Origin of the sequence: Mesorhizobium sp. SP-1A (assembly GCF_032460275.1) — a bacterium.
Classification (GTDB): Bacteria; Pseudomonadota; Alphaproteobacteria; order Rhizobiales; family Rhizobiaceae; genus Mesorhizobium.
Map to the genome: position 1 here is coordinate 609,181 of NZ_JAVXZD010000001.1, position 13,060 is coordinate 622,240.

Consider the following 13,060-nt stretch of genomic DNA (forward strand, 5'->3'; position numbering starts at 1 on the left):
GGACTTCAATCGGGCTTCAGCTCAGCCTCAGCCGGCGATGTCGATGACGCCGCAATCGCCCGCCGCGCTGCCGAAAACGACGCGCCGTTCCTCGCGATCCCACATCATCGAGGTGATCGCGCCCTTGCCCGGCCGGCGCAGCAGCACTTCCTTGGCGTCCGCGAACCGCGACGCGATCACCATGCCGTCGTCATAGCCGATCGCCACCACGTCCTGGCTTGGGTGGCAGGCCACGCAGGTGACGAGCGTGTTGCCGCGCGTGCCCAGTTCCAGCGGCGCCTTGCCCATCGGTCCGTCCTTGCCCTGGAAGGGCCAGACGATCGCTGCCGGTGCGCCGGAACTCGCCAGCCAGCGGCCTTTCGCCGCCCAGGACAGGCTTTTCACCTTCGCCGGATAGCCGCTCATGCGCATGTGCTTGCCATCCGCCAGCTTCCAGCCGTGCAGCGCGTTCTCCTGCATGGTCGTGACCAGGAACTGGCCGTCCGGCGAGAAGGTGATGCCCGTATGCGCGCCGGCCCATTCCAGTTCCGTGGGCTTGCCGTCGGCGGCGGGGAAATGCAGCGTCGCGCCGTTGTAGCGCGCCACGCCGACGCGCATGCCCTTCGGCGCGAAGGCGAGGCCCTCGACCGAACGCGGATGCTGGAACTCCTTCACCTTGCCGTCCGCGAAGCGCACATAGGCCGTGCGTCCCGAACCGTAGGCGACCGCGCCCTGCGGGCCTGCGGCCACGCTGGTGATCCATTTCCTGCCGGCCTCGGCCAGTTCCTCGACCTTGCCGCCGGGGCGGACGGAAAAGACCTTGCCGTCCTCTCCGCCGGTGATCAGCCGGTCGCCGGCCGCGTCATGGACGGCGCAGAGCAGGCCGTCATTGGCCGGCTCAATCTTGTGGCCCTGGTCGAGCCTGTGGATGGAGCCATCGGCAAAAGCGAAATGCGGCACGTCGTCAAGGAAGACGGCGGCGATGCAATGGCCTTCGAGATCGAGCGGGGCGACTGTGGGCATGAGGCGTCAGGCCGCGGCCTGGCAGGCTTCGAAGCTCTTCTTCAGCCGCTCGGCGTCGAGCTGGCGGCCGATGAAGACCAGTCGGCTCTCATGCTTCTCGCCGTCCTTCCAGGGGCGCTGGTGGTCGCCCTCCAGGATCATGTGCACGCCCTGGAGCACGTAGCGGTCGGGATCGTCCTTGAAGGCGATGATGCCCTTGAGCCGCAGGATGTTCGGCCCTTCCATCTGCGTGATCTTCTCGATCCATGGGAAGAATTTGCGCGAATCCATCTCGCCGCCCCGCAGCGAGACCGACTGCACGGTCACGTCGTGGATTGCGGACGGATGCGCGTGGTCGTGGCCATGATGATCATGATCGTGGTGGTGATCGTGCCCATGATGATGGTGGTGATGATGGTCGTGGTCGCAATCCGGGCCGCACTCATGGTCGTGATCGTGCTCGTCATGGGCGTCGAGGAAATGCGGGTCGTTCTCCAGCGCGCGGGAAAGATCGAAGGCGCCGCGGTCCAGAACGTCGGAAAGCGCCACGCCGGAGCGCTGGGTGCGGTGGATGCGGGCCGCCGGGTTGATGGCGCGCACCGTCGCTTCCACGTCGCGCAGTTCCTCGGGCGTCACCAGATCGGTCTTGTTGAGCAGGATCACGTCGGCGAAAGCGATCTGGTCCTCGGCCTCCTTGGAATCCTTCAGCCTCAGCGGCAGGTGCTTGGCGTCCACCAGCGCAACCACCGCGTCCAGCCGCGTCTTGGAGCGCACGTCGTCGTCCATGAAGAAGGTCTGGGCCACCGGCACCGGATCGGCGAGGCCGGTCGTCTCCACCACGATGGCGTCGAAGCGGCCTGGGCGGCGCATCAGGCCTTCGACCACGCGAATCAGGTCGCCGCGAACGGTGCAGCACACGCAGCCATTGTTCATCTCGTAGATCTCCTCGTCGGATTCCACGATCAGGTCGTTGTCGATGCCGATCTCGCCGAACTCGTTGACGATGACGGCATAGCGCTTGCCGTGGTTTTCCGAGAGAATGCGGTTAAGCAGCGTGGTCTTGCCGGCACCGAGATAGCCGGTCAGCACGGTTACGGGAATCTGCGTCTGTGCGTCGCTCATGGAAATACCTCGAAACGGAGTTGGTCCCCATATAGGATGAGGGCGACGGTTTTGCACCCGCCAAATCCACGGGTCAGCACGCATCCCGGCTGCTTTTTTTTGCTTCAGGGCAATGCGAGTTGGTTCTTTGTCATGCAACTGAAACAAACCTCTGCCAATAGCCGCATGTGCCTGGCAAGGCTTGCCGGCAAAGCAATTGGCGCCGCCGCTCCGGCGAACTCGACCACCGGACGGTGCGCTGCTTGATGTGGAAGCACGCATTCCGGGAGAACGAGCATGGTCAAGGCCGACAAAACCGCGACGATGAGCCGGCTGCATTCGGCCGCGCGGCTGGCGCGCACGGCGCTCGCGGCGAGGTTGCTGACGCATGGCTTCTATGCCGGGCAGGACCAGATCATGCTGGCTCTGGGCCGCGAGGACGGCCAGACGCCGGGCGGTCTCGCCGATCGCCTGGGCGTGCGCCCGCCCACCATCACCAAGACCATCAACCGTTTGCAGGCGCAGGGTTTCCTGGAGAAACGCGCCTCCAATTCGGACGCGCGCCAGGCCCACATTTTCCTCACCGATATCGGCCGCGACGCCATCCAGGCCATCGAGAAATCCGTCAGGAAGACGGAAAAGCAGGCTTTGAAGGGCCTCGACAAGAAGGAGCAGAAGGCGCTCTTCAAGCTTCTGGCCCGCATCGAGGCGAATTTGACCGACGAAGAGATCGCCATCGAGGAAGACGAGAATTTCGAAGAATGACGCATTGCCGGCCGGCGCTTATTTTGCCGGCCGCATCTTGCCCGCCGACCGGTCTTCCAGCAAATAACGGGCTCCATCTTCGATCCGGTCCGGCACTGGCGTGAGCGCTTCCCACAGACAAGACGAGACGGCGACGCCGCCGGCGGCCATCCTTTACATGGTCTGCGCCTATATTTTCTTCACCCTGCTCGACACCAGCAGCAAATATCTGGTGCTCGCCGGCATCGCGCCGCTGTTCATCGCCTGGATGCGTTTTGCCGTCCATGTCGTGCTGGTGATGGCGCTGTTTCGCGGCTGGCGGCATCTCGGCCGCTTTCGCGCGAACAATCTTGCCGCCCATATACTGCGCGGCGTCTTCCTGTTCGGCTCGACCATCTTCAACGTGCTGGCGCTGCGCACGCTGCAACTGGCCGAAACCACGTCCATCTATTTCTTCGGCCCCATGGTGATAACCGCGCTCGCCGGTCCGATGCTCGGCGAATGGGCGGGCTGGCGGCGCTGGCTGGCCATCTGGATAGGATTTGTCGGCGTGCTGGTCATCACCCGGCCGGGCATCGGCGTGTTCGGCATCGGCCATGTCTTCGCACTCTGCTCGATGCTGTCGAACAGCCTCTACGTCATCATGACCCGGCGCATGTCGGCCAGCGAAACCCCGGAAAGCCTCATTCTTTATTCCGCGCTGGCGCCGGTCGCGCTCTTGATGCCGACCTTGCCTTTCTCGGTGTCGCTGCCGGACGATCCGCGGTTGTGGCTGGTCCTGTTCCTGCTCGGCGTGCTCGGCGGCGTCGGCCACTGGGTGCTGATCCAGGCCTACCGGCTGGCTACCACGACGGCGCTTGCGCCTTATCCCTACCTGCAGATGCTGTGGATGATCTTGTCCGGCTGGCTCGTCTTCCACCAGTTTCCCGACCGCTGGACGCTGGTCGGCGCCGCGATCATTGTCTGCAGCGGCCTCTACATCGTCCATCGCGAACACAGGCTGAGGGTGCGGAACCGCGCCGCGCTCGATGCCGAAACCGGTTCGCTGGCGAAAAAGCTTGATTCCCGGCCGGAGGGTGGCATAAACCCGCTTTAAACAGTTTAAAGATTTTAAATCGGAGCGGGAGGCGGGCTCTGGCACAGAAGATCAAGCTTTCCACCATCGCGGATGCGCTGGGTGTCTCCACCGCCACCGTGTCGCTGGCGCTGAGGGACAGCCCGTTGGTCGCCGGATCGACGCGCGAGCGCATCAAGGAACATGCGCGCGAGATCGGCTATATCTACAACCGCCGCGCGGCTTCGCTTCGCACTTCCCGCTCCGGCATCGTCGGCGTCGTCGTCCACGACATCATGAACCCCTTCTATGCCGAGATCCTGCGCTCCATCGAGCAGGAGCTCGACCGCAGCCGGCAGACCTTCCTGCTCTCCAACCACTACGACCAGCTCGAAAAGCAGCGCACCTTCATCGACACGCTGCTGCAACTGGGCGCCGACGGCGTGATCATGTCGCCGGCCATCGACACGCCAGCCTCCGACATATTGACCGCGCAGGAGAACGGGCTGCCGGCGGTGCTGATCGCCCGCGACGTGGAAGGCGCGCATGTGCCGGTCTTTCGCGGCGACGACGCCTATGGCACGGCGCTCGCCACCAATCACCTGATCTCGCTCGGCCATCGGCGCATCGCCATGATCGGCGGCACCGACGACACCTCCACCGGCCGCGACCGCTACCGGGGCTACGTCAACGCCATGGAAGCCGCGGGCCTCGAAGTGCGGCCGTCCTGGCGCATTCCGGGCCCGCGCACCAAGCAGGGCGGGTTCGAGGCGGCCAGCCAGTTCCTGGCGCTGAAGGACAAGCCCACGGCGGCCTGCTGCTGGAACGATCTCGTCGCCATCGGCCTCATGAACGGCATCGCGCGGGCCGGACTGGTCCCCGGCATAGACGTGTCGGTGACCGGCTATGACGATCTCGAGGAGGCGGCCATCGCCACGCCCGCCCTCACCACCGTGTGGAACGGCCAGCGCGAAGTCGGCCGCCGCGCGGCCAGCGCCCTGCTGGACAAGCTGAACGGACAGGCCGTGCGCCCGTCGCAGGAACTCATCAAGCCGGAACTGCACGTGCGGCAGTCGACCGGCAGACCGGTGGAGCGCAGCTGACCTGCGTGTGCCGCCCGAAGTCAACGAGCTGGAACATGACCGATCTTCGCTCCGTAACTGTCCTGGTACCCGGCAGGCTTCACCAGCATTCGATCGACCGGATCGGACAGGCCTTCGACATGATCCGCATCGCGCGCGCCGACCCCGCCTTGCTGACGGATGCGCAGAAAGCGTCCGTTCGCGGCATCGCCGCTTCGCCTTCGCCCGGCGATACCTTCATCGGCCCGGATGTCATGCGGGCCCTGCCAAATCTCGAGATCGTCGCCAATTTCGGCGTCGGCTATGACGGCGTCGACGCCAATTTTGCCGGCAGGCATGGCATCATGATCACCAACACGCCCGACGTGCTGACGGAGGAAGTCGCCGACACGGCGCTCGGCCTGCTCATCAGCACGGTACGCGAACTGCCGGCGGCGGAAAGCTGGCTGCGCGTCGGCCGCTGGCGCAGCGAGGGCAACTATCCGCTGAGCCGGCTCACCCTGCGCGGCCGCAAGGTCGGAATATTCGGCATGGGCCGCATCGGCCTTGCCATCGCGCGCCGGCTGGAGGCGTTCGGCCTGCCGGTCGCCTATCACAATCGCCGCCGGGTCGAGGGGCTGGCCTATGAGTATCACGATACGCTGAAGGGCCTCGCCACGGCTGTCGATACGCTGGTTTCCGTCGTGCCGGGCACCGCGCCGACCGAAAAGGCGGTGAATGCGGAGGTGCTGACGGCGCTCGGACCCGACGGCGTTTTCGTCAATGTCGGCCGGGGCTCGACGGTCGATGAGCCGGCGCTGGCGGCCGCGCTTGCGAACGGCACGATCGCCGCTGCCGGGCTGGATGTGTTCGCCAACGAACCCGACGTGCCGCAATCCCTGCTCGATGCGCCCAACACCGTGCTTCTGCCACATGTGGCCTCGGCCTCGCAGCACACGCGCCGCGCCATGGCCGATCTGGTGGTCGACAACCTGGTTTCGTGGTTCTCGCAGGGAAGGGCGCTGACAACGGTGCCCGAAACGGCGCAGGTGCGGCCGGAATAGGTCCTATTCAGCCGCCGTGCGCGCTGCTGTCCTTGCCGCCGCGTGCTGGCGCGCGGCGTCGCCGAAGGCCTTGAACACCTTCTGCGAGACGCTGTCGGACTTCACCCAATATTCGGGATGCCACTGTACGCCGACGGCGAAGGCGCGCGCGTCCTTCACCGAAACGGCCTCCACAGTGCCGTCCTCGGCCACGGCCTCGACCTGCAGTTTTGGTCCCAGCCGGTCGATGGCCTGGCGGTGCACGGAATTGACCATGACCTCGCCGGCGCCGAACACGCCCGCAAGGCAGCTTCCCGGCTTGATCGACACGTTCTGGCGAATGGCGAAACGCTCGTCCTGATCGTCGCTGACCGGCGCGCGATGGTCGAGCGAACCCGGCCGCTCCTGAATTTCGGTCGCGAGGGAGCCGCCCAGCGCCACGTTCAGCTCCTGGATGCCCCGGCAGATGGCGAGCAGCGGCACGCCGCGCTCGATCGCCTTGCGGACGAGCGGCATGGTGGTGGAGTCGCGCGCCTCATCATAGGGGCCGTTTGCTTCGCTGGCGTCGCCGCCATAGAGCGAGGGATGCACGTTGGATTTCGAGCCGGTCAGCATCACGCCGTCGACGCTCGAAAGCAGGTTGTCGAGATCGAGCCGCTCGCCGAAGGAAGGCACCAGCAGAGGCAACACGCCGGCGCCCGAGATCGCAGCCTCCAGATACTGCCGGGGCGCCGCATGCCAGAAATAATTCTCGAACTGGCGGACATCGGTCGAGACGGCGACGAGCGGCTGAAACATTTCCTGAAAGCCCCGGGCGGATTGGCGATGATACCCTTCGCGTCAAGATAGGCGAAGGGCCGGCGATTTGCCATGTCAAGTTTCGGATAGGAAGGACAAGTATGGCGCGCATGTGGCGCGCCGGGAGCCTCGTTAGACTATAGTTGCAGGCACTGCGCGGCGGCGCGAAAACAGGTGCGATCGGGGCTGTCATAATTGGCCGCGGCGCTGGACTCGACCACCTTGCCGTGTATTGTCGTGCCGCGTGGCGGCCGTGGGAAATCAAGGACTTCCCTTCTGCGGGCACGCCGCCGTCCGTTCGATCTGATCCGAAAAGGGAGGAGTTTCATGGATCGCCGTTCATTCATCAGGAAGGCCGGTGCGACCGGCGTGGGCGCCGCTGCCGCCGCAGCCGCGCTCGCGGCGCCCGCCGTGGCCCAGTCGAATCCCAAGATCACCTGGCGTCTGGCCTCGTCCTTCCCGAAGTCGCTCGACACCATCTATGGCGGCGCGGAGGTGCTGTCGAAGATGCTGTCCGAGGCGACGGACGGCAATTTCAAGATCCAGGTGTTCGCGGCCGGCGAGATCGTGCCCGGCCTCCAGGCCGCCGACGCCGCCATCGCCGGCACGGTCGAGGCCTGCCATACCGTCGGCTATTACTACTGGGGCAAGGACCCGGTCTGGGCTCTGGGTGCGGACGTGCCCTTCGCGCTCAACGCGCGCGGCCGCAACGCCTGGCAGTATCACGGCGGCGGCATCGACCTGTTCAACGAATTCATGGCCAAGCAGGGTCTGTTCGCGCTGCCCGGCGGCAACACCGGCACGCAGATGGGCGGCTGGTTCCGCAAGGAGATTAACACGCTCGACGACCTCAAGGGGTTGAAGATGCGCATCGGCGGCTTTGCCGGCAAGGTGGTGGAGAGGCTGGGCGTGGTGCCGCAGCAGCTCGCCGGCGGCGACATCTACCCCGCGCTCGAGAAGGGCACGATCGACGCGGCCGAATGGGTCGGCCCCTATGACGACGAGAAGCTCGGCTTCCACAAGGTCGCGCCCTACTACTACTATCCCGGCTGGTGGGAAGGCGGCCCGACCGTCCACTTCATGTTCAACAAGTCGAAATATGAAGAGCTGTCGCCGGCCTACAAGTCGCTGCTGCACACCGCCGCCCAGGCGGCAGACGCCGACATGCTGCAGAAATACGACTATTTCAATCCGAAGGCGGTGAAGTCGCTGGTGGCCAATGGCGCGCAACTGCGTCCGTTCAGCCAGGAGATCATGTCGGCCTGTTTCGACAAGTCCAACGAGGTCTATGCCGAGATGATGGCCTCCAACGCCGACTTCAAGAAGATCTGGGAATCCATCGTCGCATTCCGCAAGGACCACTATCTGTGGACGCAGGTGGCCGAATACAATTTCGACACCTTCATGATGATCCAGCAGCGCGCCGGCAAGCTGTAGGCCGATCGCCGCGCCGGCAAAAGGAAAGCCCCGAAGCTCCGCTCCGGGGCTTTTTGCGTTCGAAGGCCGGCGGCGCGACCTGCCGGCCGCCGCTCAATTGAAGCTCGGCGGCTTGGACAGGTCGGGCGCGGCCGGAGCAGGGCTTGGCGCCGTGCCGCCTTGTCCGGGCTTTTGCGGTGCGGGCGGCGCGCCGAGAGGCGGCAGGCCGAGCCCGCCTCCGCCGAGGCCGGGCAGTTCCGGCACCTTGATCTCGATCGCGCCCGGATTGGCCACGGCGCCCTTGTAGCGCATCACCATCGAGGGGAAGGTGATGGTAAGGCCGATCATCAGGACCTGGATGCAGACGAAGGGTACCGCGCCCCAATAGATCTGCCCCGTCGTCACCGGCGCGATCCTCGTGCCGGTGATCTTGTCGATATAGGGCACGCGCGCCGCGACCGAGCGCAGGTAGAACAGCGCGAAGCCGAAGGGCGGGTGCATGAAGCTGGTCTGCATGTTGACGCCGAGCAGGACGCCGAACCAGATCAGGTCGATGCCCAGCTTGTCGGCGGCGGGCGCCAGCAGCGGCACGATGATGAAGGCCAGCTCGAAGAAGTCGAGGAAGAAGGCCAGGAAGAACACCAGCAGGTTGACGACGATCAGGAAGCCCAGTTCGCCGCCCGGCAGCGAGGTCAGCAGATGCTCCACCCAGATATGGCCGTTGACGCCGTAGAAGGTGAGCGAGAACACGCGCGAGCCGATCAGGATGAACAGCACGAAGGACGACAGGCGGGTGGTGGAGGCCAGTGCCTGCTTGACGATGTCGAGCGAAAGCCGTCCCTTGATCGCAGCCATGACGAGCGCGCCGACGGCGCCCATCGCGCCGCCTTCCGTCGGCGTGGCGATGCCGAGGAAGATCGTGCCCAGCACCAGGAACACCAGCGCCAGCGGCGGGATCAGCACGATGACCACCTGCTGCGCCAGCCGCGACATCATGTTGATGTTCAGGCCCTTGTCGGCGATGGCGACGATGTAGACGGCGATCACGCCCACGCTCGCGGCCAGGATATCGGCATTGTCGCCATGCGTGGGCGCGAGATAGAGGTAGACGCCGTAGGAAACCGCTGCCGTGAACAGCAGCGCCGCGATCAGCGACAGCACGCCGTGGCCGAGCTTGCGCGCCTCGGGCGGCAGTGCCGGCATGGATTTCGGCCGCAAGATCGACATGGCGAGCACATAGGCCATGTAGATGCCGGTCAACACCAGGCCGGGCACCAGCGCGCCCTTGTACATGTCGCCGACGGAACGGCCGAGCTGGTCGGCCAGCACGATCAGCACCAGCGAGGGCGGAATGATCTGCGCCAGCGTGCCGGAAGCGGCGATGACGCCCGAGGCCAGCCGCCGGTCGTAGCCGTAGCGCAGCATGATCGGCAGCGAGATCAGGCCCATGGCGATGACGGAGGCCGCGACCACGCCGGTGGTGGCGGCGAGCAGCGCGCCGACGAGGATGACGGCATAGGCCAGGCCGCCGCGGATCGGCCCGAAGAGCTGGCCGATCGTGTCGAGCAGGTCCTCGGCCATGCCGGAGCGCTCCAGCACGATGCCCATGAAGGTGAAGAAGGGGATGGCCAGCAGCGTCTCGTTGGCCATCACGCCGCCATAGAAGCGGTCGGGCAGCGCATAGAGCAGCGGCCAGGAAAGGTTGATGGTGCCGCCGGACAGCGGCGCGAGCTCCACGCCGATGAAGAAGAACAGCAGGCCGTTGGCGGCCAGCGAGAACGCGACGGGGTAGCCGATCAGCAGGAAGACGATCAGCGAAGCGAACATGATCGGCGCCATGTTCTGCGCGATGAGTTCGATCATGAACGGACCTCGCCGGCCAGCGCCTTGGCCTCGAGTTCGGCCTGTTCATGTGCCGATACGAAGGGATTGGGGTCGTCGATCAGGCCGCGCATGACGGCGATCTTCTTGATAATCTCCGAGATGCCCTGGAGCAGCAGCAGGACGAAGCCGATCAGCAGCATCGCCTTGGCCGGCCAGATGATGAGGCCGCCGGCGTTGGTCGACATCTCGCCGCTGCGATAGGAGAGCAGCACGTAAGGCACCAGATAGTAGACCATCAGGATGGTGAACGGCATCAGGAACAGGATGTGCCCGAGCAGGTCGATCCAGTGCTGCACGCGGCGCGACCACATGCCGTAGACGATGTCGATGCGGATATGCTCGTTCTGCCTCAGCGTATAGGCCGCCGCCAGCAGGAACGCCGCGCCGAACAGATACCATTGCAGCTCCAGCCAGGCGTTCGACGAGACGTTGAACGTCTTGCGCACGACCGCGTTGATGGCGCTGACCAGGATCGACACCAGGATCAGCCAGGATATCCATTTTCCGATGAATTCGTTGAGGCGGTCGATGGCCCGGGATAGCGCGAGCGGCCCTTCCATGCGGAGTCCTCCTTGGATCGGCCGTACCCGCTTCCCCGATTCCTGTCCGGCGCGGCCCCTGGTCCAACCCTATGCCGCGCGTGGCCGGATGGGTCAACTGAAAGCAAATGCGCGCGCCGGGGCAGGGCCGGATTGGCCCTGCGTCATGCGACGAAAGTCTGAAGCCCCTCAGACGGGACTACGCGCATCGCGGCCGGTGCCGACCAAAACCAGCATGGCCGCCAGCAGCGCCAGCATCCAGGCGTCGCGCCATTCGACGGCGAAATATCCGGCCCACAGCGATTCGGCCATGCCGAAGGCCAGGCCGCCCAATGCCGCGCGGGCGGGGGAGAGATAGCCGCCGACTGCCGTGACGAACAAGATCTTCAATCCGTAGATAAGCCCGGCGCCGAAGCCGATATTGCCGTAGTAGAGCGCGGCCAGCACGCCGGCCAGGGCTGCGCCGAGGCCGCCGGCCATCAGCGCCCCGCGAAACGTCGCGCCGACGTCGACGCCGCATAGCGCCGCCGCTTCCGGATCGTCGCAGACAGCGCGCCAGTTTCGGCCGAAACGCGAGCGGGCGAGCATCGCCGCGCCGAACAGGACGGCCGCCGCCACGATGGCGCAGTCGAGAAGCTGGATCAGCGTCAGCGTCGCGCGGAAGCCGTCCGCCTCGGCGAATATGACCGGCCAGGCCAGCATGGGCGGCAACCAAAGATCATGCGTGTCGGCGGCGATGCGGCCGGTTTCGGCCAGCACGATGAGCACGCCGAGCGTGGCGACCACGATCGCGTTGGGCGAGCGCGCGGCCAGCGGCTCGAACACCCAGCCCGCGAGCACGCGAACCGCAAGGGCCACATAGACCGCCGCGCCGGCTATGCCGAAAGCCACGGCGGCGGGCAGCGTCATCCACAGCGCCTGGTAGCCGAACACCGCGACCAGGATCATGGTCTGTCCGCTGAAGGCGAAAATCGCGCCATAGGCCAGATTGGTGCGGTGCAGGATGCCGTTGGTCAGCGCATAGCCGAAGGCGAGCAGCGCATAGAGCGCGCCCGAATGCAGCCCGTTCAGCACCTGTTGGAGGAAATAGAGCATGGCAGCCGGTCGCCGAAAGCACGAGTGCGGGTAGCCTGCTATCGTCAATCTAACTTGTCAAACTGCTTTTACAGGTTAGATTTCGCTTATGACGGTTTCATGGACCCCTCATCGTTTCTCCGGCGGGCTGCTGGCGCTGGATACCGCCAACACGGTGGTGATGCGCGGCGACGCCGCCGGCTTCGACCGCTTCGCCGATGTCGCCGAGATCGCCCGTTTCGCCGAGGCGGCAAGCGCTTTCCGCGCCACCGAACTCGGCGGGCGCCGGCTGGCGGCACCGCAGCCGGAAAGGATCGCGCCGGCGGTGCTGGAAATCCGCGAGGCCACAGATCGCCTGTTCCGCAACGCGGTCGTGGCGGGCGGGATAGCGACGGACGACATGCCGCCTTTCCTGCGTGCCTGCGCAAGCGTCCTGTCGGGCGGAACGGACAGGATCGGCGCTGCGGGAACGCCGTTCGGCGATCCCGCCACCCCGATTGCCTTCGAGGTTGCGCTGGCCGTTTCGGCGCTTTCGCTGCTCGGTGAGCTATCGCGGCTGCGGATATGCCCGAACTGCCGCTGGCTGTTCCTCGACCGCAGCCGCAATGCCAGCCGCGTGTGGTGCGACATGGCGGTGTGCGGCAACCGGCGCAAGGCGCGCCGGCATTACCGTCGCCGGATTGCGGCCGGAGGCAAGGCGGCAGCAAGGGAGGTCGACAATGTCTAGCTTTACAGTTGTGCGTTCAGTCAACAAGCGCGGTTGTTTCCCAGCGCTCGCGCTTGCCGCCATGCTGGTGGGCACGAGCGCGCTGGGCGCCTGTCGCGACAGCGGCAAGGACGCGCTGTTCGAAATCTCCGGCCGGCTTGTGGTGTTCAACTACCGCGAGGCGACGCTGACCTATCTGGTCACGCTCAACCCGCTGAAGCCGATCGGAGACGGCCAACGGGTCGTCACCACCATGGACAATCCCGCCGGCGGGCCGCCGCTGGTGTTCGGCAAGAAGCTGTTTCCGGGCCAGACCAAGGTGACGATAGAAAGCCCGCCGCTGGAATGCGTGGTCAAGGACCGGTCCTACAAGGTGTCCATCCGCATCGAGGGGCCGGACGGCAAGCCGTTGCAGGACATCGAGACGACCATGGTTTCCGCGCAGAACCAGGATATGCTGCCGGATCGGCCTTTGGTCGTCGGGCCCGGCTATCAGCCCAATCCCGAACTTGCCGGACACCGGGACGGCAGGTTGCCCGGCGGTCGCGGCGTTTCCTGTCCCGCCACCGGTTGAACGAAGCGGGACCCGTCGATCTGGCTGAAGCGTTTTCGTTTGACCTACCCGTTCGGGGGAGGAAGGATGCGGGCGTCCGATTCCG

The 13,060-nt window shown here is 65.5% G+C and carries 13 protein-coding genes; 7 read left to right on the forward strand and 6 right to left on the reverse strand.

All coding sequences use genetic code 11. From position 1 onward, the window contains the following. Positions 1 to 27 precede the first annotated feature (27 nt). A complete protein-coding gene (locus tag QU595_RS02910; RefSeq protein ID WP_315919023.1) occupies positions 28 to 1,002 on the reverse strand; it encodes a WD40 repeat domain-containing protein in 975 nt (324 codons plus the stop codon). 6 nt (positions 1,003 to 1,008) lie between these two features. Then, positions 1,009 to 2,103 (reverse strand): GTP-binding protein, encoded by a 1,095-nt coding sequence (locus QU595_RS02915; protein ID WP_315919024.1) that lies wholly within the window; start codon positions 2,101 to 2,103, stop codon positions 1,009 to 1,011. Positions 2,104 to 2,379: 276 nt separating this feature from the next. Here QU595_RS02915 and QU595_RS02920 point away from each other — a divergent pair, with 276 nt between their 5' ends. From QU595_RS02920 to QU595_RS02935, 4 genes are all read left to right on the forward strand, one after another. Then, positions 2,380 to 2,847: a MarR family transcriptional regulator gene (locus QU595_RS02920; RefSeq protein WP_315919026.1), complete on the forward strand. Its 468-nt coding sequence runs from the start codon at positions 2,380 to 2,382 to the stop codon at positions 2,845 to 2,847. Positions 2,848 to 3,004: 157 nt separating this feature from the next. Beyond that, positions 3,005 to 3,922: a DMT family transporter gene (locus QU595_RS02925; RefSeq protein WP_410000492.1), complete on the forward strand. Its 918-nt coding sequence runs from the start codon at positions 3,005 to 3,007 to the stop codon at positions 3,920 to 3,922. Between the two features lie 38 nt (positions 3,923 to 3,960). After that, positions 3,961 to 4,983: a LacI family DNA-binding transcriptional regulator gene (locus QU595_RS02930; RefSeq protein WP_315920664.1), complete on the forward strand. Its 1,023-nt coding sequence runs from the start codon at positions 3,961 to 3,963 to the stop codon at positions 4,981 to 4,983. Between the two features lie 35 nt (positions 4,984 to 5,018). Then, positions 5,019 to 6,005: a 2-hydroxyacid dehydrogenase gene (locus QU595_RS02935; protein WP_315919029.1), complete on the forward strand. Its 987-nt coding sequence runs from the start codon at positions 5,019 to 5,021 to the stop codon at positions 6,003 to 6,005. 3 nt (positions 6,006 to 6,008) lie between these two features. On the opposite strand, the gene QU595_RS02940 is transcribed toward QU595_RS02935, so the two are convergent. After that, positions 6,009 to 6,782, reverse strand: a complete 774-nt coding sequence (locus tag QU595_RS02940; protein WP_315919031.1) for a gamma-glutamyl-gamma-aminobutyrate hydrolase family protein — start codon at positions 6,780 to 6,782, stop codon at positions 6,009 to 6,011. A 327-nt stretch (positions 6,783 to 7,109) separates the two neighbouring features. On the opposite strand from QU595_RS02940, the gene QU595_RS02945 reads away from it, so the two are divergent. Next, the gene (locus tag QU595_RS02945; protein ID WP_315919032.1) at positions 7,110 to 8,219 is read left to right on the forward strand and encodes a TRAP transporter substrate-binding protein; all 1,110 of its coding nucleotides are present in this window, start codon (positions 7,110 to 7,112) and stop codon (positions 8,217 to 8,219) included. Positions 8,220 to 8,312: 93 nt separating this feature from the next. On the opposite strand, the gene QU595_RS02950 is transcribed toward QU595_RS02945, so the two are convergent. From QU595_RS02950 to QU595_RS02960, 3 genes are all read right to left on the reverse strand, one after another. Continuing rightward, the gene (locus QU595_RS02950; RefSeq protein ID WP_315919033.1) at positions 8,313 to 10,061 is read right to left on the reverse strand and encodes a TRAP transporter large permease subunit; all 1,749 of its coding nucleotides are present in this window, start codon (positions 10,059 to 10,061) and stop codon (positions 8,313 to 8,315) included. Next, complete coding sequence (locus tag QU595_RS02955; RefSeq protein WP_315919035.1) at positions 10,058 to 10,642, reverse strand: TRAP transporter small permease subunit; 585 nt, start codon at positions 10,640 to 10,642, stop codon at positions 10,058 to 10,060. The genes QU595_RS02950 and QU595_RS02955 overlap by 4 nt, the downstream gene beginning before the upstream one ends. Positions 10,643 to 10,810: 168 nt before the next feature. Beyond that, a complete protein-coding gene (locus QU595_RS02960) occupies positions 10,811 to 11,716 on the reverse strand; it encodes a branched-chain amino acid ABC transporter permease (protein ID WP_315919037.1) in 906 nt (301 codons plus the stop codon). Between the two features lie 88 nt (positions 11,717 to 11,804). Between QU595_RS02960 and QU595_RS02965 the strand changes: the two genes are divergently transcribed. Both QU595_RS02965 and QU595_RS02970 read left to right on the forward strand, forming a co-directional pair. Continuing rightward, positions 11,805 to 12,422 (forward strand): CGNR zinc finger domain-containing protein, encoded by a 618-nt coding sequence (locus QU595_RS02965; protein WP_315919038.1) that lies wholly within the window; start codon positions 11,805 to 11,807, stop codon positions 12,420 to 12,422. Continuing rightward, entirely contained in the window at positions 12,415 to 12,975 is a 561-nt protein-coding gene (locus tag QU595_RS02970; protein WP_315919040.1) for a hypothetical protein, read from the forward strand. Before QU595_RS02965 ends, QU595_RS02970 begins: the two co-directional genes overlap by 8 nt. Positions 12,976 to 13,060 lie beyond the last annotated feature (85 nt).